The sequence below is a fragment of the Paenibacillus sp. FSL W8-0919 genome (assembly GCF_038003785.1).
GTDB classification, from domain to species: Bacteria; Bacillota; Bacilli; order Paenibacillales; family Paenibacillaceae; genus Paenibacillus_AQ; species Paenibacillus_AQ lactis.
This window is the reverse complement of record NZ_JBBOPV010000001.1, coordinates 787,434-807,148: the sequence shown is the minus strand read 5'-3', so window position 1 is coordinate 807,148 and position 19,715 is coordinate 787,434. Positions and strand designations below refer to the sequence as shown.

General features: G+C 54.2%; 17 protein-coding genes. 12 read left to right on the top strand and 5 right to left on the bottom strand.

Annotated features, from left to right (window positions below; translation table 11 throughout):
• Nucleotides 1–16: 16 nt before the first annotated feature.
• Entirely contained in the window at nucleotides 17–2,812 is a 2,796-nt protein-coding gene (locus tag NST44_RS03425; RefSeq protein WP_007130698.1) for a glycoside hydrolase family 3 protein, read from the bottom strand.
• Between the two features lie 255 nt (nucleotides 2,813–3,067).
• Here NST44_RS03425 and NST44_RS03420 point away from each other — a divergent pair, with 255 nt between their 5' ends.
• Entirely contained in the window at nucleotides 3,068–3,397 is a 330-nt protein-coding gene (locus NST44_RS03420; RefSeq protein ID WP_007130697.1) for a PadR family transcriptional regulator, read from the top strand.
• A 2-nt stretch (nucleotides 3,398–3,399) separates the two neighbouring features.
• Nucleotides 3,400–4,719, top strand: a complete 1,320-nt coding sequence (locus tag NST44_RS03415) for an FtsW/RodA/SpoVE family cell cycle protein (protein ID WP_007130696.1) — start codon at nucleotides 3,400–3,402, stop codon at nucleotides 4,717–4,719.
• A 271-nt stretch (nucleotides 4,720–4,990) separates the two neighbouring features.
• On the opposite strand, the gene NST44_RS03410 is transcribed toward NST44_RS03415, so the two are convergent.
• From NST44_RS03410 to nikC, 4 genes are read right to left on the bottom strand one after another with little or no spacing between them, the layout of a single operon-like run.
• Complete coding sequence (locus NST44_RS03410; protein ID WP_007130695.1) at nucleotides 4,991–6,016, bottom strand: ABC transporter ATP-binding protein; 1,026 nt, start codon at nucleotides 6,014–6,016, stop codon at nucleotides 4,991–4,993.
• Nucleotides 6,006–7,022 (bottom strand): ABC transporter ATP-binding protein, encoded by a 1,017-nt coding sequence (locus NST44_RS03405; RefSeq protein WP_251536145.1) that lies wholly within the window; start codon nucleotides 7,020–7,022, stop codon nucleotides 6,006–6,008. The genes NST44_RS03410 and NST44_RS03405 overlap by 11 nt, the downstream gene beginning before the upstream one ends.
• A gap of 33 nt (nucleotides 7,023–7,055) precedes the next feature.
• Nucleotides 7,056–7,979, bottom strand: coding sequence for an ABC transporter permease (locus NST44_RS03400; protein WP_028404120.1), 924 nt, complete (start codon nucleotides 7,977–7,979; stop codon nucleotides 7,056–7,058).
• A gap of 16 nt (nucleotides 7,980–7,995) precedes the next feature.
• Nucleotides 7,996–8,898 carry a nickel transporter permease gene (gene nikC, locus NST44_RS03395; RefSeq protein WP_007130692.1) on the bottom strand — a complete coding sequence of 301 codons (903 nt, stop codon included), beginning with the start codon at nucleotides 8,896–8,898 and terminating at the stop codon, nucleotides 7,996–7,998.
• Nucleotides 8,899–9,125: 227 nt separating this feature from the next.
• On the opposite strand from nikC, the gene NST44_RS03390 reads away from it, so the two are divergent.
• From NST44_RS03390 to NST44_RS03345, 10 genes are all read left to right on the top strand, one after another.
• A complete protein-coding gene (locus tag NST44_RS03390; protein WP_210094254.1) occupies nucleotides 9,126–10,793 on the top strand; it encodes a glutathione ABC transporter substrate-binding protein in 1,668 nt (555 codons plus the stop codon).
• Nucleotides 10,794–11,058: 265 nt separating this feature from the next.
• Nucleotides 11,059–11,391 (top strand): ArsR/SmtB family transcription factor, encoded by a 333-nt coding sequence (locus tag NST44_RS03385; RefSeq protein WP_100085238.1) that lies wholly within the window; start codon nucleotides 11,059–11,061, stop codon nucleotides 11,389–11,391.
• 69 nt (nucleotides 11,392–11,460) lie between these two features.
• Nucleotides 11,461–11,970 (top strand): SRPBCC family protein, encoded by a 510-nt coding sequence (locus tag NST44_RS03380; protein WP_007130689.1) that lies wholly within the window; start codon nucleotides 11,461–11,463, stop codon nucleotides 11,968–11,970.
• Between the two features lie 15 nt (nucleotides 11,971–11,985).
• Nucleotides 11,986–12,810 carry an alpha/beta fold hydrolase gene (locus NST44_RS03375; RefSeq protein WP_007130688.1) on the top strand — a complete coding sequence of 275 codons (825 nt, stop codon included), beginning with the start codon at nucleotides 11,986–11,988 and terminating at the stop codon, nucleotides 12,808–12,810.
• A gap of 262 nt (nucleotides 12,811–13,072) precedes the next feature.
• Nucleotides 13,073–14,032 (top strand): LacI family DNA-binding transcriptional regulator, encoded by a 960-nt coding sequence (locus NST44_RS03370; RefSeq protein ID WP_007130687.1) that lies wholly within the window; start codon nucleotides 13,073–13,075, stop codon nucleotides 14,030–14,032.
• A 164-nt stretch (nucleotides 14,033–14,196) separates the two neighbouring features.
• Nucleotides 14,197–15,459: an ABC transporter substrate-binding protein gene (locus NST44_RS03365; protein ID WP_007130686.1), complete on the top strand. Its 1,263-nt coding sequence runs from the start codon at nucleotides 14,197–14,199 to the stop codon at nucleotides 15,457–15,459.
• Between the two features lie 292 nt (nucleotides 15,460–15,751).
• A complete protein-coding gene (locus tag NST44_RS03360; RefSeq protein ID WP_007130685.1) occupies nucleotides 15,752–16,627 on the top strand; it encodes a carbohydrate ABC transporter permease in 876 nt (291 codons plus the stop codon).
• Nucleotides 16,627–17,463 (top strand): carbohydrate ABC transporter permease, encoded by an 837-nt coding sequence (locus tag NST44_RS03355; protein ID WP_077570263.1) that lies wholly within the window; start codon nucleotides 16,627–16,629, stop codon nucleotides 17,461–17,463. The genes NST44_RS03360 and NST44_RS03355 overlap by 1 nt, the downstream gene beginning before the upstream one ends.
• Nucleotides 17,460–18,221: a ChbG/HpnK family deacetylase gene (locus NST44_RS03350; RefSeq protein ID WP_340897824.1), complete on the top strand. Its 762-nt coding sequence runs from the start codon at nucleotides 17,460–17,462 to the stop codon at nucleotides 18,219–18,221. Before NST44_RS03355 ends, NST44_RS03350 begins: the two co-directional genes overlap by 4 nt.
• Nucleotides 18,222–18,275: 54 nt before the next feature.
• Nucleotides 18,276–19,715, top strand: coding sequence for a serine hydrolase domain-containing protein (locus NST44_RS03345; protein WP_340897822.1), 1,440 nt, complete (start codon nucleotides 18,276–18,278; stop codon nucleotides 19,713–19,715).

The window sequence follows — 19,715 nt, the reverse complement described above, 5'->3', positions numbered from 1 at the left end:
TAAGCAGTTTCGCCGATTAAACCATCCGCAGCCAGCTGACTTGAACTTCGCCTTTTAAGATAAGGAACACATCATGCCGTCCGCATATGGCCTCTACGGACGCCTTGACGGTCGTCCAGGCTTGGCGTCCGCCGGTCGGGATCACCTTGCAGCTTCCGATGATCGGGCCATCTGGGCTGCCTGTTGCGAGAACTAACTCGCCGCCCCGGATATGGCCGGACACTCTGGCCTCGAACGTAGAGACAGGTTCGCTGAACTCAACGTCATGGAAGGCGATCCATCCGCTTTCCGTGGCGACACGGATGCTTTCGCCGCCTTCGCGGCATTCGTCGATGAACACCCCGCTGTAATCGTCGTAATTGACGGCACGGACACGCCCGGATAAGGAACGCGGCGGAATGACTTCTCCTTCCACTTGCAGGATAGCCGTTTCGGCAGCCTGTGAAGAGGAAGGTCCGACCATAACGCTGTATTCACCGCTCTCGATGCAGTAACGCTCGCGCGTGACGTCCCAGAACGCCAGCTCCTCCGCGGCTAGCTCGAAGCTTACCGTTTCCGAGGCGCCCGGGTCCAGGTGAATCCGGCGGAAGCCCTTTAACGTTTTGAGCGGACGCACGACGCGGGAGTTGTTCGCGCTGACGTACAGCTGGACGACCTCGTCGCCGGCGCGATCGCCTTCATTGCGCACCTGAACGGAGACCGTAACCTGACCGTCCGCTTTCATAACGGGTTCGCTGATGGACAGCCGGCCGTAAGCGAAGCGGGTATAGCTAAGACCATGTCCGAACGGGTAAAGCACATCCCCGTCAAAATATTGATACGTACGCTTCCCTTTAATGATATCGTAGTCCATCAGGTCCGGAAGCTGATCAACGGATTTATACCAGGTCATGTTCAATCGGCCGCCCGGATTGTAGTCTCCGTATAGGACATCCGCTACGGCACGGCCGAGCTCCTGGCCGGCATGCGACGTGAAGACGATGGAAGGCACATGCTCCTGCTCCCAGTTCACGGCGAATGGATAGCTGCCCACAATGACAACAACCGTGTTTGGATTCGCTGCATGTACTGCTTGAATCAGCTGCTGCTGGGATGGCGGGAGCACGATGTCAGGACGGTCGATGGTTTCCTTGCCGTTAATGAACGGGCTGTTGCCCACAAAAACGATGGCCGTTTCGGCCGCTTTCGCCGCGGCAGCCGCTGCTTCGATGCCATCCTGAACGGTCTCCACCATAAACGGTGCGGCCTCTGCACCGTCAGCACCGATGGTTAACCGGCCTTGTTCATCCAGAATGACCGGCTTGCCTTCCCATGAAGTCATGACCGTTGTACCGTCCGGAAGCGTCTCGAGACCAAAGGCTTCCTTCACGAACCAGCCGCGGGCTTCGTCAGCGATCGCCTGAAGACCGTTCTCGGTCTCCGTCACGAATTTGCCGCTGCTCACAAGGCGGAGCGTAACGGATCCCCAACCCCAATCGTTGCGTTCAAAGAGGGCAGCCTCCGAAGACTCGTTCGTTCCGAAGAGAAGCCTGTTATCATCCGCCAACGTCACGTACTGACCGCTGGCCGCGCTGCGCAGGCGCACTTGATCCAGCCCGGTATGGAAGTTCACCTTGCGGCCGTTCATTTTCTCCGTAATGCCTTGGAGCGGCGTGATCCGGTATGGCGGCGTGCCGCTGTACCAGTCGGTAAAGGCTTCATCCGCAAGCGGGCCGATCACCGCTGCCGACGGCATATTGTTGTTCAGCGGCAGCAGGCCGTCGTTCTTCAACAGGACTACGGATTCACGAGCTGCCCGTAAGGACAGCTCGGCATGCTCGGGTGCGCACAGCTTCGATTCCGGGACGTGGCTGTATGGATTGCGGTCCTCCGGATCGAATTCGCCGAGGCGGAAGCGCACGCGAAACGTGTTGCGGAGCGCGTGATCGAGATCCTGCTCTGTAAGCAGGCCCTGCTCCAGCGCATCGCGGAGGGCGCGGAAGGAGATCTCCTGGTCATCGGTAATGCTGTCGATTCCGGCCTTTACGGAACGGGCTACAGCCTCGGCGTAGGAATCGACGTAATGATGATCCATGACGGTGCCGAGCACGTCCCCGGCATCGCCGACGACAAATCCGTCCATGCCCCATTCCTGTTTGACGATCCGGTTTACCTCATCGTTCAGATTGCACGGCGTACCGTTAATGCCGTTATAAGCGGTCATCATCGATTTGGCGCCGCCTTTACGGAAAGCCGGCTCGAAGGCCTTCAAATAGTACTCCCGCTTGTTGCGCGGGTCGATGCTTACCGAAGCGTTGCCGCGGTCAACCTCGTTGTTGTTGCCGTAGAAATGCTTAAGGGTTGCGACCGTTTTGTAGTAGAAAGGATGGTCGCCTTGCATGCCTTGAACAAGTCCGGTGGACAGCTCGCCGGTCAGATGCGGGTCCTCGCCGTAGGCTTCCTCGGTGCGTCCCCAGCGGGGGTCGCGTTCCATATCGACGGTCGGCGCCCAGATGGTCAGGCCGTTGACGGCCTTGTCGCGCTGGTAGTAGACGCGGGCCTCATCGGCGATGACCGATCCGATCTGACGCATCAGCTCGGGGTTCCAGGTGCAGGCAAGCCCGGTATTTTGGGGAAAGACCGTCGCCTCGCCAAGCCATGCAACGCCGTGGGCACCTTCGGTGCCGTGTTTGTATTTTTGCACGCCAAGACGGGGAATTTCCGCCTGGTATTGGCACATGAGCTCGATTTTCTCCTCCAGCGTGAATCTTGAGACCAGGTCGTTAACCCGTTCTTCTAAGGGAAGATCCGGATTTTGGAATGGATAATTCATAATATAACCTCATTTCTTAGCATGATTGTGAAATGGAAACGCTGTCAGTAACAACCGGGCAGCGTCTACACGTTGCAGCCGAATTGAAATCAACTCTATCATATCGTGGACCGCAGCCGCTTCATACACGCATAATTAGCGTTGTTTTCATGCGATAATTTAGCCTTTTTAGGATTGCGAATCAGGGGAGGATGATTTATACTCATACCTAAGATTACAATACATAGATTTACTAGGTATAGGGGTGAGAGCAGGATGGGCATCAACAAAGAGCTGCTGAAGGGCAGCACCGTCATTTTACTGTTGACCGTCTTGAACAAGCGGGAGATGTACGGGTATGAGCTGATCAAGGAGATCGAGCAAAGCTCGGACGGTGTATTCGTTATGAAGGAAGGCACGCTGTATCCGATCCTGCATACGCTTGAGGCGGAAGGGTGGCTTGAATCCTATTGGAGCCAGGTTGATGGACGCAAACGGAAGTATTATCGGATCACGGAGCGGGGGAAGGATCAGCTTCATGAGAAGACCAAAGAATGGATTACGTTCCGCACCGCGGTAGATACCGTAATCGGGGAGGGAAGCTAACCGTGCGGTATATTGAAGAGTACAGGACGGTACAGGATTTTCTGGACCGCGTGTGCAAGCAGGTTCGGGCTAAGCCCATGCATGCGGAGATCCGCGAAGAGCTGCTAAGCCATATCGAGGAGCGGGCAGAGCTGCTGATGCTGGAGGGGAATGCCGAGGAGCCGGCCGTGCTGGAAGCGGTTCGTCAGATGGGCGAGCCGGAAGAGATCGGGCGAAGTCTGCATATGGCCCACCGGCCGCAGCTGGATTGGAAGCTGCTTGTCATTGTAGGATTGTTCTCGGTAATCGGACTGTTCGGGACAATGAGCGTTTACTATACCGATGTTATTCGCTTTATGCAAATCCCTGATAGGAAGATACTGTTTTTTGGAATAGGGATTTTCCTGCTTATCGTTCTTTATTTTACGGATTATCGAAAATTAAGAAGATTCGCGGGAATGGTATTTTTCTCTGTCTTATTCTTACTTGGATATGTTTTAGTCTACGGTAAGCTGCATGGATACAATACAGGATATTTGGGTATCGGCTTTATTGGGGTCAATATGATTACCTTTTCCTTGCTCCCGCTCCTTGTTGCACAGGCTGGAATGAAACCTGCATTCGAGTGGGGGCGATGGGAGATGGTGCTGAATCTGCTGTATCGGGGCGTTCTGCCAATCGTGCTTTACAGCATGAGCAACTCGGTTATGTATTCTCTTATTTACGCGGCCGGATTCCTTGTCTTGACCTGGAGAACGAAGAAAAACCCGCGGCAATTTGTCCTAATCATGACGCTTCCACTTGCGAGCTTAACGATTTCTCTTTTTACGCATATGGAGCTTTTGCTTATTCGGTGGAGGGATATGTTAAACCCGCTTTCCGGCTATAACTGGCATGTTGGCAACAGCATAAGTGCGATTAAGAATGCCGGGTGGTTTGGGCAAGGATTCGGAGCAGAATCCCCCAAATTGCCTTATATCTTGAATGATAGCGTATTTCCTTATCTCGTATATTGCTTCGGTTGGATTTTTGGTATTGCCGTTGTAGTCTTGACGATATTATTCCTGATTAGAATCTGGAAAGTTTCCAAAACGCATCGGGATCTTTATGCCAGACATATGGCAGCGATGATCATGGTCGTCTTTGGAATCCGGCTGTTATGGCCGTTACTTATGGGAATAGGGATTGCCCCGCTCGTCTCTCTGGACCCGCCCTTCATCTCCTACGGCGGAACGAACCAGCTCATAGATTTGGCTGTCGTCGGCCTGATCCTGTCGATTTACCGGCGGAAAAATATGATTCCGAGCGACCTCGGAGGAATCGAAGCGGTTAGAGTGAAGTGAGCGAAAACAAGCTACCACGTAGCGGTTGATTCTGCTCTAGCCCATGATTAAGACCGAGCGGCACAGCCGCTCGGTCTTTCTATTGCATCACTTCTATCCGCACCATTTCTACCCGCACCATTTCTACCCGCACCATTTCTACCCGCACCATTTCTATCACACCTGTTTCTTACGCACCTGTTTCTATCCGCACCTGCGTCCACTCACACCCGTATAATTTCGCACCCGGTTCTTTCCTCCGCATAGCGATGTATTACCGGCCTGCGGTATATTACTCCCGCCTAGAATAAAGCGCACCTTCCGCAATTTCCTCGATGTAATGGCACGCTGCCTGATGGCCGCCGCCCATGCCTGCTTCCCGAAGGACTGGGGCTTCGGATTTGCAGCGGTCCGTGGCGTACATACAGCGGGTATGGAAGCGGCAGCCGGACGGCGGGTTGAGCGGGGAAGGGACGTCCCCTTTCAGCAGAATCCGCTCCTTCTTGCGGTCGGGATCGAGGGTGGGGATCGCAGACAGCAGCGCTCGGGTGTAGGGATGCTGCGGCCGCCGGAACAGCGATTGTTTGTCCGCAATCTCAACGATCGTGCCAAGGTACATGACGATGATCCGGTCGGAGATGTGGCGGACGACGCCAAGATCATGGGAGATGAACAGATACGTCAGCTTGAATTCCTTCTGGAGCGATTTCATCAGGTTCAGCACTTGAGCCTGGATCGAGACGTCAAGGGCAGACACGGCCTCGTCGCTGATAATGAGCTTGGGATTGACCGACAGCGCGCGGGCGATGCCGATCCGCTGCCGCTGTCCGCCGCTGAACTCGTGGGGATAGCGATCGGCCTGATAGGCGGAGAGGCCAACGGTTTCGAGCAGCTCGATGGCCCTTGACCGGCGTTCCTTTTTCGGGACGATGTTCTGGATTTCCATCGCTTCCTCCAGCACTTGAACCGCGGTTTTGCGAGGGTTCAACGAAGCGTACGGGTCCTGGAAAATCATCTGCAGGTCCTTGCGCTTCCGATTCATCTGCGATTTGCTTAGGGCAAGAAGATTCGTGCCCTCGAACATGACTTCACCGGAGGTGGGCTCATCCAGGCGCAGAATTGCCCGTCCGGTCGTCGATTTGCCGCATCCCGATTCGCCGACGAGGCTGACGGTCTCCCCCTCGTTAACGGAGAAGGAAATGTCGTCTACGGCCTTCACGACATTGACGGTACGTCCAAAGATGCCGCCCTTGATCGGAAAATACTGCTTCAGATGCTTAACGGACAATAATTCCTTTGCGGTTCTATTATCGCTCATCGTTATCATTCACCTCGCTTACGGCATCCCATTGATCGGTATACTTCCAGCAGCTGACCTGCTGGCGGTTCGTCAGCGCCGACAGCTCGGGCTGCTGATCATAGCAGAGCTTCCGGGCATCCGGGCAGCGCGGGGCAAACCGGCAGCCTTTCTGCAGGTCGAATGGGCTCGGCACCGAGCCCCGGATCGGCTCCAGCGCTTCTTGGTCGACGTCATGGCGCGGCAGCGAATTCATCAATCCGATGGTGTAGGGATGCTTCGGATGCTTGAATAGGGACCGGACATCGGCATATTCCACGACCTTGCCGCAGTACATCACCGCCACATCATCACAGGTTTCGGCGACAATCCCCAAATCATGCGTGATGAAAATAATCGACATATGCAGCTTCTGCTGCAGCTCTTTCATCAGCTCCAGAATTTGCGCCTGAATCGTCACGTCGAGCGCGGTCGTGGGCTCATCCGCGATCAGGAGGTCGGGATTGCAGGCGAGCGCCATCGCAATCATGACGCGCTGCCGCATCCCGCCGGACAGCTGGAACGGGTACTGCGAAATCCGCTTCTCCGGGGAGGGGATGCCGACAAGCCGCAGCATGTGCACGGCTTTCTCCAGCGCTTGTTTGTTGCCCAGCTGCTCGTGAATGCGATAAACCTCGGCGATTTGATCACCGATCGTAAAGACCGGGTTCAGCGATGTCATCGGCTCCTGAAAGATCATCGAAATTTGATTGCCCCGCAGCTTGCGCATCTGCCGGTCCGTTTTATCCAGCAGATTCTCGCCGTTATATAGAATTTGACCGCCTACAATCCGGCCCGGACTCAAGATGAGACGGAGAATCGACAAGGACAGAATGCTCTTCCCCGAGCCTGATTCGCCTACGATCCCAAGCGTCGCTCCTTTGCGGACATGCAGGCTGACCCCGTCCACGGCCTTGACCTCCCCCTGCTCCGTGAAAAAAGAAGTCCGCAAATCCTTAATGTCCAGCAGCGTTGATGCTGACTTCATCTACCCTCGCTCCCTTCTCTTCGAATTCGTCGATCAATCGAAATCAATGCGTTTGTTGAAATACCGATAGGAGATGTCCACGAGCAGGTTGACGAGCACGAACATGACCGAGAGCACCAGCACCGTAGCCTGCACGACCGGGAAATCCCTGCCCCTGATGGAATCGACCACATAACGGCCCATGCCATTGACCGCGAATACGGATTCGGTTAGCACGGCGCCGCCAAGCAGTCCGCCGAATTCGAGCCCGATGACGGTGATGACCGGAATCATTGCATTTTTCAGCGCGTGCCGGTAGATGATGACGCGTTCCCGAACGCCCTTCGCCCGCGCTGTGCGGATATAGTCCTGGCTGATCACCTCCAGCATGCTGGAGCGGGTCATCCGCGCAATGATCGCGGCACCGCCGGTCCCAAGGGTAATGACGGGCAGGACGGTCTGCGACCAGGTGCCCCAGCCGGAGGGACGGAACCAGCCGAGATCCACTGCAAAATATTGGATCAGCATCAGACCGAGCCAGAAATTCGGCATCGACAGCCCGAACAGGGCGATGAACATGACCCCGATGTCGGCGGGGGAGCTTTTCTTGACGGCGGAGATGATGCCGGCGAGGATGCCGAGAAACACGGCCAGAATCGTACTATACACGGCGAGCTCTAACGTAATCCAGAACCGGCTGGTGAAAATCTCATCGGCAATCGGCCGGCTGCTGCGGATCGAGTCGCCCAGATCCCCCTGAAGCAGCCCGCTGACATAGTTCCAATACTGAAGCGGCAGCGGATCGTTGAGTCCGAGATTTTCCCGGATCTGTTCGACTTGCTCTCTCGGCGCGCCTTCCCCGATGATGACCTGTGCCGCGTCCCCGGGAATGAGATGCATGAGCAGGAAGACGACAATCGTGACGCCGATGATCACGGGAATCGTCTGAATCAGTCTCCGAACGGAATACTTGAGCATGGCCCGGCAGCTCCCTTCATAATTTTTTTAATTTCGGGTCAAGGACGTCCCGCAGTCCGTCGCCCAGCAGATTGAAGGCAATGACGACAAGCACGATCGACAAGCCGGGGAACAAAGCGACATGCGGATGGTCGGTAATATAGTTGCGGCCGTCGTTCAGCATGGCCCCCCATTCCGGCGTGGGCGGCTGGGCCCCGAGCCCGAGGAAGGAGAGCCCGCTAGCCGTCAGAATAGCAACGGCAATCCGGAGCGTAGCCTGTACGATGATCGGCGACAGGATATTCGGCAGTATGTGGCCGAAAATAATCCGCCGGTCGCTGGCGCCGAGCGAGCGCATGGCATCAATGTACTCCAGCCGGCGTACGGCAAGGGTGGAGCCGCGCACGACCCTGGCGAACATGGGGATGGAGAAAATGCTGACGGCGATGATGACATTGAACAGATTTTTGCCAAGAACGCTGACGATCGCCAGGGCAAGCAGTATGCCGGGGAATGCAAGCATCACGTCGGTGATCCGCATGATGAACGTATCCCATTTGCCCCCGTAATACCCCGAAACAATCCCGAGCACGATCCCGAACGCGGCGCCGATGATGACGGAGACGAAGCCGACCGACAGCGTCAGCCGCATGCCGTGAATGATGCGGGTGAAGATATCTCGTCCATTATGGTCCGTGCCGAACCAATGATCGGCGGATGGCTTCAGGAATTTGGCCGTATAGTCGATTTTGCTCGGGTCGTATTGGGTCAATAGCGGACCGATTATCGCAACGAGGATGACGAATAGGAGAAAGTAGCCTCCGAATAATGCCGCTTTATTCTTCCTCAACCGATAATAGAAAGATTTCCATCTAGTCCTGTGAGCCTCATGCAGGCCGGGCTGCTGTGTTGTTCTAGCATCAGCGGTCAGGTTATCCATGGGGAATCATCCTTTCTCCAAAATATGAATTTGAGAATTGTTGCTAACATGCGCATGCGGATGTTGGATTAATATCTAGCTGGTATCAGGAATATGCAATATAGCTGATGGAAAGTCGATCTTTGGATTTTTGCAAAATCCTCGTATAAATATCAAATAGTAAAATATATGTTAACTGTGCATGAAATATTTTCCTATTTATCGCAAGAAGGGGGAGGATGTTTACTATGACAGGTAACAAGAGGACAAAATGGTGGCTGATCTGCATGCTGGTCATCTTTACGCTGCTGCTGTCGGCCTGCGCAGGCGGCGGCAAGAGCGCTAACCCGGAGACGCCGCCAAGCGGCGGAACAACAACGCCGCCTTCCGGGACGGACAACAAGGACCCCGGCACGGACACCGGCAAGGATACCGGGGAGGCGGCAGCTAATGAGCTTGTGATAGCCTGGCTTTCGGATCCGGCGTCGATGGATCCCCACATGTCGACAGACCAGCAAAGCAGCATCGTGACATCGCATATCTATAACACGCTGCTGGTGCATGATAAAGACCTGAACTTCCAGCCGGGGCTTGCCGAGAGCTGGGAGGCTGTCGATGAATTAACGTGGGAGTTCAAGCTGAGACAAGGCGTGAAATTTACGGACGGATCGCCTTTTAATGCCGAAGTGGTGAAGGCCAATCTGGATCGTATGCAGGATCCGAAGGTCGCATCGCCGCGGGCTTCGCTCGTCGCTATGATTAAAGAGGTCAAGGTCGTGGATGAACACACGGTTCAGCTTATAACCGAGTATCCTTACTCGCCGCTGCTCGCCCATCTCGCCCATCCGGCCGTCGGCATAATCAGCGCGGAGGCGATCAAGCTGGATTATGAGAAGGTCAATGCCGGCGAAAAGGCCGGTGCTTATCTCGCCCAAAATCCGGTCGGCACGGGGACCTTTAAGCTGGAGAGCTGGAATCCGGGCTCAGAGGTGAAGCTTGCGGCCAACCCGGACCACTGGGGAACCAAGGCGAAGGTGGACCGGGTGACGTTCAAGGTCGTCAGCGAAGAGGGGACGCGGATTGCGGAGCTGGAGACCGGATATGCCCATATCATCGATCCGGTATCGCCAAGCAGCATCAGCCGGATTGAGAGCAATGACGGAATGTCGCTGAATCGGCAATCGTCGTTAAGCTTGTCTTATATCGGGTTCAACAACAATAAGAAGCCGTTTAACGATATTCGCGTGCGGCAAGCCTTGACGATGGCCATCAATAAAGACGAAATTATGCAGGGCATCTACGAAGGAACGGGAATTCCGGCCGTCGGCCCGCTAGCCCCGGACGTGAACGGCTATGATCCGAGCGTGAAGCCGATTGAATACAATATGGATAAGGCGAAGGAGCTCCTGAAGGAGGCCGGCTATGAACAAGGCTTCTCGACGTCCATCTGGACGAACGACAATCCGGAACGGATCAAGATCGCGGAGTACGTCCAGTCCAAGCTGAAAGAATTGAACATCGACGTCAAAATCGAAGTGGTGGAGTGGGGGTCTTACCTCGCCCAAACGGCAGAGGGCAAGCATGATATGTTCGTGCTCGGTTGGTCCACGGTCACGGCCGATGCCGACTACGGAATGTATGAGCTGTTTCACTCGAAGAACGCCGGAGAGCCGGGCAACCGAACCTTTACCAATGACCCTGAATTGGATCAGCTGCTCGATGCCGGACGCAAGGAGAACGATCCGGAGAAACGCAAGGCGATCTATAAGCAGGCCCAGGAGAAGCTGGTCGAACTCGCACCGATGCTCTACATTCACCACCAGGAGTATTTGAACGGCGTTAGCAGCAAGGTGCAAGGATTCTGGAGGCACCCGAATGGCATAATGCAGCTGCACGACGTGTCCATTCAGCCCTAATGTGCAGGCATAAAAGAGGCATAAAAGGGTAATGGCGCGACGGGATTTCAATTTCTCGTAAGCAGTTCATTTTAGGGGGAGGCAGCCCGATCGGGCTGTCTTTTTCTCTTTGATATAGGATAGAGCACTGAGCACTCACCAGGGAAGATCCGCCCGGTTAACGATGCTGAGAAGAAGAGGCTGACGGGAGGCATTTGAAAGAAAAATAATGTTTACGCCAATATATTCGTTGACACGTATATACAAATTGGTGTATATTTCAATCATGAACACTTCAGCAATGCAATTAACCCTGTCTACGATCTCGGAACCGAACCGTTTTAACATTATCGAGCTATTAAAGCAAGGACCGCGTTCGGTAAGTGACCTCGTAGAGCTGCTTAACATCGGTCAGCCGCAAGTATCCCGGCATTTGCGGATCCTGAACGAAGCGGGATTGGTGAAGGTCCGCAAGAATGCGCAGCAGCGCATCTATAGTCTTGAAGCCCGTCCGTTCCAGGAACTGGACGAGTGGCTCGACTCCTTCAGCCGCCTGTGGGAAGAGAGACTCGACAATTTCGAAGACTATATGAGCGACTTGAACGGAAAGGAGAGTTAATTGACTTTTTTGCTAGATCCACAGGAAGGGCTCTGCCGGGGCAGAGCCGAATAGACGGGAGGGATTCACATGGGCAGGAAGACAACCATTACGAAAGACAGAGAACAGCGAAAGCTGACGGTGGAACGCATCGTTTCCATCCCCCTGAAGCTTTCCTGGGAAGGCTGGACCAAGCCTGAGCACATCGAACGCTGGTGGGGGCCGAGGAACTGGACCGCCACGGTGTACGAAATGGATGTAAGACCGGGCGGCGCTTGGCGCTACCGGATTGCGCCCGATACGGCCGGTGAGGGAGATACGGCATTCTGCAAGGCGATTTATACCGAAGTGGTGGAATGGTCGAGGCTTGTCTACAATGACACATTTACAGACTCGCAGTGGAACCCCGTCGAGGGAAGCGATATGCTGACGTCCGTCACATTCGACGAGGCAAGGGGTGGAACAAGGCTGAGCATTATCACTCAGTTTGCAAGCGCAGAGGATCTGGATCAGGCGGAGCCCATGGGCATGGTGGAAGGATACCAGGAGACGCTGGAAAGATTCGAGCATCAAATGCAGTACATAATTAATCAACCATAACAAGGAGGAATTGGGATGAGCCATGTGATTTCGAAAGACGGTACACGGATTTTTTATGAGAAAAAGGGTACGGGACCGGCAATCGTGCTTGTGTCCTCCGCCGCTGCGGATCACAACGACGGATCGCGCCTTGCCGAGCTGCTGTCCGAGCATTTCACCGTCTACAATTACGATCGGAGAGGGCGCGGCGACAGCGCGGATACGGCTCCATATGCAGTTGAACGCGAGATCGAAGACCTGGAAGCCCTTATCCAGGAGGCGGGCGGCAGCGCCTATGTGTTCGGGAGCTCATCGGGGGCCGTTCTGGCCCTGGATGCAGCCAGCAGCCTCGGCAGCGGTAAAGTTAGCAAGCTGTTTCTATACGAACCGCCGTTTATCATCGATGACAGCCGTGCTCCGGTACCGCCGGAATACGTGCAGCACTTGAATGCATTGATGGCCGGGAACCAACGAAGCGAAGCGGTAGAATACTACATGACAGCCGCACTGGGAATTCCGGGCGAATACATCGAATTCATGAAGGCAGACCCATCCTGGAAGGCGATGGAGGGTTTAGCGCATACGCTGGCTTACGACGGAATGATTATGGGAAATACGCAATCCGGTCAACCATTGCCTACGGACCGGTGGGAGGTCAGTGCCCCGGTGATGGTAATGACGGGCGCGAACAGCGGGGCTTTATTCCATAACGCTGCCAGCGCTTTGGCCGGCTTGCTCCCGCATTGTGAACACCGCATGCTTCCAGGCCAAGACCATTCGGCTGTCGTCATGGCGCCGGAGGTGCTGGCCCCGGAGATCGTGGACTTTCTGCAGCCTTCAGCGGGCCATATTTCGAGATAAGAAGTGCATAGCGTGAAAAGAAACCGTGGCTAATGGGGCCACGGTTTCTTTGTTATTGCATCCGATTGAAAACTTCAATCGGATTTCTCAAGCAGCGCGGCTCCTTTTGCTTGATAAAAAAAGAGCTGTTCGGTCCGGAAGTATATAGTGACAGGGGGAAGCTTCCGGCAAAAAAATTCGTTTACCCAGAACAAGTAAATTTTATTAAAAATAAAACCATGTTATATTAAAATTACATAGCGTTTGGAGGGGGACTGGAATCATGAGTAGTTTAAAGGAAATTGCCAAGCTCGCGGAGGTCTCGGTTTCGACGGTATCCAATGTGCTCAACGGACGGAAGAACGTTGGCAAGGACACCCGGGAACGGGTGCTTCGGATCTGCTCGGAGCAAGGTTATTTTCCGAACAAGGCGGCCAAATCCGATCACAGCAACACGATCATCTTTGTATTCAGCGATTTCGACCGCGACTATTATTTGAAAATTATTAAGGGCATCAGCCACTGCCTGACGGAGAACGGCTATGATCTGATCATCTGCACCAGCAAATCGAGCGCGAACTTCATGCGCAGCAAATTTGCAAGCGGTACCATAAGCCTGGATCGGCATATGACGGACGATTATTTAATCTCCGTGGCGACCCCTCAATTCCCTGTCGTGCTCATGGACCGCATTATCGATAATGCATTTGCCAATACCAAAAGCGTCCTTGTCGACAATTATCCGGTGATGTGCGATATGGTGCAGGCGTTGGTGGATAAGGGGTTCCGCAGTTTCGGGTTTATGGGCGGTCTCGAGTTTACGCTTGACCATAAAGAGAGGTACGCCGGATTCGTCGATACGCTGGAGAAGAATGGGATCCTCTTTGACCGCCGCAACTACTTCCATGGGGACTACAGCGAAGAGAGCGGATATCAGGCAGCCAAAATTCTGATTCTCGGGAACTCGCTTCCGGAAGTGCTGGTATGCGCGAATGATAATATGGCGCTTGGGGCGATCAAGGCTTTCGAGGAGAACGGGCTCCGCGTGCCGGAGGATATTTCCGTTACCGGCTTTGACAACTCGGACGCGGCGGCCATGGCAGGCCTGACGACGATTGCGATCCCGCGTTATGAGAGCGGTTATTTGGCCGCCAAGGAGCTGCTCGGCATGATTAAGGGGACGACTGGCAAGGAGCCTTTTAAATTAAGTGCCACCATTCAGTGGAGAAAGACCGTTAAATAAAGTTTTACGAACTATTCTAGTAAAAAGTAATATATTTTACTAAATATTTTACTTAATATTTTATGAAAACGCGTACAATTTTTATTGACATGAGCGCATAACAGGCCTATGATTGGGTTGTAAACGTTTTACTTTATTGAGTCCTTACGGGGGAGGCGTGTCACTTGAAAAAAGTAAAAAAGGTATTAAGCGTACTGACTGCAACGGCTTTGGTGGCCACATTGGCGGCCTGCGGCGGCACTTCCGGTACAGCCGACAAAGATTCGGGAGCAGCATCCGGAGGAGACAAACTAAAGAAAATAACACTCTTCCAATCGAAGGTTGAAATTACGGAGCCTCTTGAAGCACTGGTTAAGACCTATAAAGAAGAAACCGGCAATGAGGTTGAAGTATGGGGAGCCGCCGGCGATGCTTATTCGCAGCAGCTGGTAGCGAAGCTTGGCAGCAATCAAGGCCCTACGATTTTCAGCGTAGCGCCGGGGCCTGAATCGGAGAAATTGAAATCTTACTTTACGGACTTGAGCGGTGAGGAATACGTCAAAAATATCGCGCCTGACATGGAGCTGAAGGTGGAAGACAAGACGGTCGGCGTTCCTTACGGCGTTGAAGGCTTCGGCCTCGTGTACAACAAGGATCTCGTCGATCCGGCAAACGTGAAGGACCTGGATTCGTTCACGAAGCTGTTGGAGCAGATGAAGGCAGAAGGCAAGAACGGGCTGAGCCTGTCGCAGGAAGCTTACTTTCTGATCGGGCATATCCTGAATACTCCGTTCGCGCTTCAGTCCGATCCGCTGGCCTTTATCGACCAGCTGAACAAAGGCGAAGTGAAGATGGCGGATACGAAGGAATTCCAGGAATGGGCGAAATTCATGGACGCGATCAAAGCCAATGCCAAAAACCCGATGGAAGTGAAGTACGACAGCCAAATGGGTGATTTCGCAACAGGCAAAACGGCGATGGTTCACCAAGGCAACTGGAGCTATTCCATGCTCGCCGATTTCGGGGATATGGATTCGAAAATCGGCATGATGCCGTTCCCGCTGGCAGGCAACGACAAACTTGCGGTCGGGGTTGCGAGCTACTGGGTGATCAACAACCAGGCCGATGCGGACGAAGTGAAAGCAGCCAACGCATTCTTGAACTGGCTCTTCACCAGCGATACCGGTAAAAAAGCGATCGTCGACGACTTCAAGTTCATTCCGGCGCTGACCAACATCGAGGCAGGCAACCTGGACCCGTTGTCCCAGGCCGTGCATGAAGCGACGAACAGCGGCCAGACGATCCCTTGGGCGCTGAACTACTTCCCGTCCGGCATCATTACGAACGACTTGGCGCCGGCTACTCAGGAATTCTTCATGAACAAGGATATGACAGGCGAGCAATTCCTGCAGAAGCTGGATGAGGTTTGGGCGAAAGCCTCGAAATAAGGGATACAGCAAGCGCTCGTGAACGAGCGGTGATCTAAACAATTTCATCATAACGAAAGCCTAGCCTCTGACGTTCCGAATTGACTCTGAGCGTTAGGCTTTTGTTTTTTCAAGCTCGAAGTATCGGGTAACGAACATCATCTACTCCCACCAGCATGCATAGCACAACGGCTTCGGAAGGGGCCAGAAACGTCCCCGACCGGGCTCGTTTAAACGAAAAACACAGCAATTGCAAGTATCAAGGTGATGCCTTACCACGGGGATCATCCGGGACAGAAAGAAGGTATGGATTATGAGCAAAGGAAAGGACAAAGCCTGGTTTGCCCTGTTCACGGTACCGCTTTTGTTTATTTTCACGACCGTGGTCATCATCCCGTTCATCATCGGGATTTATTACTCCTTCGTCCAGTGGGACGGAATTCCGGCCAATCCGAAAGTATTTGTGGGCATGGACAATTATGTCCAGATCTTCCAGGACGAACGCTTCCTGTCATCGGCTTGGCACACCGTGCAGTTTACGCTTCTGGCGCTGGTATGCGTCAATATCCTGGGCCTGGGATTCGCGCTGCTAGTGACGACCAAGCTTCGCTCGCGTAATGCCGCAAGGACGATGTTCTTTATGCCGAACCTGATCGGCGGCCTTATTCTCGGTTATATCTGGCAGTTCATTTTCACCGATGCCTTTAGCTTCCTTGGGGAGAAAACCGGGCTCGGCAGTATCTTCTTCAACTGGCTCCTGCATCCGCAGTTCTCGCTTTATGCGATCGTTGTCGTATTTACCTGGCAGCTTGCCGGCTATACCATGATCATCTACATTGCCGGCATCCAGGGGATCCCGGATGAATTGATGGAAGCGGCCAAAGTCGACGGCGCGAGCCTGTGGCAGCGACTGAAGAGCATCGTCTTCCCGCTCCTGATGCCATCGTTCACGATATGTCTGTTCCTGACGCTGTCGGGCGCATTCAAAATCTACGACGTGAACCTGTCCCTGACCAAGGGCGGTCCGAATAACGCGACCGAGATGTTTGCGATGAATATTTTCAATGAAATATTCGCTTACGGCAATTACGGCATAGGCCAGGCGAAAGCGATCATCTTCTTCCTGATCGTAGCCGGGCTTACCTTGACCCAAGTGATCATTACGAAGAGAAGAGAGGTGCAGATGTGATGAAGAAAACAGGCAAATGGCTGCTCGATATCGTACTGCTTCTCTTCGCGATCGTCTTCCTGTCTCCCGTCTTCATCATGCTGATTAACTCGTTCAAGGACCGTGCGGAGCTGTATGAGAACGCGCTCGCGCTTCCATCGTCCTTCAGCTTCGAGTATTACAAGTCGGCGATGGAGAAGATGAATTTCTTTACGGCGCTGGGCAACTCGCTCTACGTGACGGTTGTCTCGGTGATTCTTGTCATCGTCCTGGCTTCCATGACGGCATGGATGCTGGTGCGGACGGATAACAAGCTGAGCAAAATCATTTTCTTCACGTTCGTGGCGACGATGCTCATTCCGTTCCAGACGCTGATGATGCCGCTTATGCAGGTGATGGACTGGATCCGCAGCAATCTGCATATTCCGATGCTGAATACGCATGAGGGCTTGATCTATATGAATGTCGGTTTTACCTCGAGCATGGCAGTCTTCCTATACCATGGCTTTATCAAGTCGGTACCGGTCGCTCTGGAAGAGGCCGCGACGCTGGACGGCTGCTCCAAGCTGGGCGTATTCTGGAGAATCGTATTTCCGCTGCTGAAGAACATCACCGTAACGGTAGCGATTTTGAACGTGATCGCCCTGTGGAATGACTATCTGCTGCCGTCCCTGACGCTGTCGGATAAAGGGCTGCGGACGATTCCGCTTTCGACGTTCTACTTCTTCGGGGAATTCACGATCGTATGGAACCAGGCGATGGCCGGCCTGACCTTAACGATTATCCCGGTGGTCATCTTCTACATTTTCGCGCAAAAGTATATCATCAAAGGGATTGCTGCAGGTGCGGTTAAATGAGGCGGATCATTACCAGAGCGGATGATTTGGGCTCGAGCCGTTCGGCCAATCTGGCGATTGCCAGAACCGTAGACGCCGGATTTATCAAAAACGTATCCGTAATGGCGCCGGGGCCGTATGCTGCGGAAGCGGCCGAGCTGCTGGCCCACCGCGATGACATATGCTTCGGATTCCACATGACGCTGAATGCGGAGTGGGATCACATCAGATGGGGACCTGTTTCGGCGAAGGAACAGGTTCCTTCGCTTGTGGACCCAAGCGGATATTTCTATCAGGATCCGTCGATGTTCAAGCAATCCCCTCCGGCCTTGGAGGAGATTGCGGCCGAGTGCAGCGCGCAGCTGGATAAGCTGACGGCGCTGGGCTTTCGCATAACGTATGCGGATTCGCATATGCTACCGGAGCGCTTCGTCCCCGGGCTTCAGGAAGAGCTGGACCGCTGGATTGCAAGCAAAGGACTGATCAATCACCGGTATTACTATAACTTTTTCCCTGGCGGCGTCCCTTCTTCCGTCCCGCAATTCGAAGCTGTGCTCAGCAGGCTCACAGACGAGCAATACTTCTTTCTGTCTCATCCGGCACTCTATTCGGAGGAGATGACGCAGTGCGGCAACGCTTGGGTCGACGGCGAGGAGCTTGCGCGCGGGCGTGATGCAGAGGCTGCCTTTCTGATGCAGGAGGACTTGATCGAGATCAGCGAGCGCCATGGCTTTCGACCGATTCGATATGATGAAGCGGTTTCAGAATCTGGTGTATAATGGTTCTGACAGGATGATCGATCACTTGCAATATACAGGGAGAGGCGGATTTTTATGAGTATGGACACGGTTCAATCATTGTCAAGAAGCACCCCCGAACGCCAAGGCATTTCCTCGCGGGCCATCGAGCGCTTTATCGGTTCGGTCCAGGATCAAGGACTAGAGCTGCACAGCTTTATGCTGCTGCGACGCGGTCATGTCATTGCGGAAGGCTGGTGGGATCCGTACGGGCCCGAGCTTCCGCACATGCTGTTCTCGTTAAGCAAGAGCTTTACCTCAACTGCGATCGGACTCCTCGCTGAGGAAGGCCGCATCGCCTTGACGGATCAAGTGATCAGCTTCTTCCCGGAATATGCGCCGGAAGATCCATCTCCCAACCTGGCGGCGATGACTGTGCGGGATTTGCTTGTAATGGGGACCGGCCATGCGGCGGAACCGCCGCTGGAATCCGATGATTGGGCAGCCGACTTCTTCAAGCAGCCTGTGGAGCATAAGCCTGGGACCCACTTCGTGTATAACAGTGCCGCTACGTATATGCTCTCGGCGATTTTGCAGAAGACGACCGGCCAGTCGCTGCTGGAGTATTTGGAGCCTCGGCTCTTCGAACCGCTCGCCATTCACGGGGCCACATGGGAGAACTGTCCGCGGGGCATCAATGCCGGCGGCTGGGGACTCAAGCTGAAGACGGAGGATATTGCAAAGTTCGGTCAGCTGTATTTGCAGAAGGGTGTTTGGGGAGACAAGCGCCTCATTCCCGAGGCGTGGGTCCTCGAAGCGACATCGAAGCAGATTTCGAACGGGCCGGCAGACGGCTCCTCCGATTGGACGGAAGGCTACGGCTACCAGTTCTGGAGATGCCGGCATGGCGCCTACCGCGGTGACGGCGCATTCGGCCAATACTGCATCGTTCACCCGGAGCTGGAAGCGGTGATCGCCATCACCTCGGGCTTGAATGATATGCAGGCCGTTCTGAACAGCATATGGGAGCATCTGGTGCCGGCCTTTGAGCCGGATGCTTTACCGGCGGATGAAGGAGCGGAAGCCTCGCTCTCCGGCACGCTCGGAGCGCTGAATGTGCAGCCGCCGAAATTCGCGGCCTCCTCCACGCGGGAGCAGGATGTTTCCGGAATCGTGTTCGAGCTCGAGGAGAATGAGCAGAAGCTCCGTACCTTCTGCGTTCGTTTCTCGGAGGAAGAAGCCGTGCTGGAGATCGAAGCGCACTACGGCCTCGAATCGCTCACGCTTGGCCGGAACGCATGGGTGGAAGGCACGACAAGACTGTTCCGGATGGAGGAGGGCAAGGTATGCTCCTCCATGACGTGGAATGACAACGGCAATCTGGTGATCACGCTTCGAGCGGTCGAGACGCCGTTCCGCCTGACCGTGGAGGCTGACTTTACAGAAGACGGGCTTCATTTGGCCCAATCGTTCAATGTATCCTTTGGAGACCCGGGGCTGAAGCCGATTACGGGTCAGGCAAGGGAAGGGCAGTAA

Coding starts and splice junctions, on each gene's coding strand:
- NST44_RS03360 (WP_007130685.1), top strand. CDS start 15,752: ATGAGCAAAGGAAAGGACAAAGCCTGGTTTGCCCTGTTCACGGTACCG.
- NST44_RS03425 (WP_007130698.1), bottom strand. CDS start 2,812: ATGAATTATCCATTCCAAAATCCGGATCTTCCCTTAGAAGAACGGGTT.
- NST44_RS03410 (WP_007130695.1), bottom strand. CDS start 6,016: ATGAGCGATAATAGAACCGCAAAGGAATTATTGTCCGTTAAGCATCTG.
- NST44_RS03375 (WP_007130688.1), top strand. CDS start 11,986: ATGAGCCATGTGATTTCGAAAGACGGTACACGGATTTTTTATGAGAAA.
- NST44_RS03380 (WP_007130689.1), top strand. CDS start 11,461: ATGGGCAGGAAGACAACCATTACGAAAGACAGAGAACAGCGAAAGCTG.
- NST44_RS03390 (WP_210094254.1), top strand. CDS start 9,126: ATGACAGGTAACAAGAGGACAAAATGGTGGCTGATCTGCATGCTGGTC.
- nikC (WP_007130692.1), bottom strand. CDS start 8,898: ATGGATAACCTGACCGCTGATGCTAGAACAACACAGCAGCCCGGCCTG.
- NST44_RS03355 (WP_077570263.1), top strand. CDS start 16,627: ATGAAGAAAACAGGCAAATGGCTGCTCGATATCGTACTGCTTCTCTTC.
- NST44_RS03385 (WP_100085238.1), top strand. CDS start 11,059: ATGAACACTTCAGCAATGCAATTAACCCTGTCTACGATCTCGGAACCG.
- NST44_RS03370 (WP_007130687.1), top strand. CDS start 13,073: ATGAGTAGTTTAAAGGAAATTGCCAAGCTCGCGGAGGTCTCGGTTTCG.
- NST44_RS03420 (WP_007130697.1), top strand. CDS start 3,068: ATGGGCATCAACAAAGAGCTGCTGAAGGGCAGCACCGTCATTTTACTG.
- NST44_RS03400 (WP_028404120.1), bottom strand. CDS start 7,979: ATGCTCAAGTATTCCGTTCGGAGACTGATTCAGACGATTCCCGTGATC.
- NST44_RS03350 (WP_340897824.1), top strand. CDS start 17,460: ATGAGGCGGATCATTACCAGAGCGGATGATTTGGGCTCGAGCCGTTCG.
- NST44_RS03405 (WP_251536145.1), bottom strand. CDS start 7,022: ATGAAGTCAGCATCAACGCTGCTGGACATTAAGGATTTGCGGACTTCT.
- NST44_RS03345 (WP_340897822.1), top strand. CDS start 18,276: ATGAGTATGGACACGGTTCAATCATTGTCAAGAAGCACCCCCGAACGC.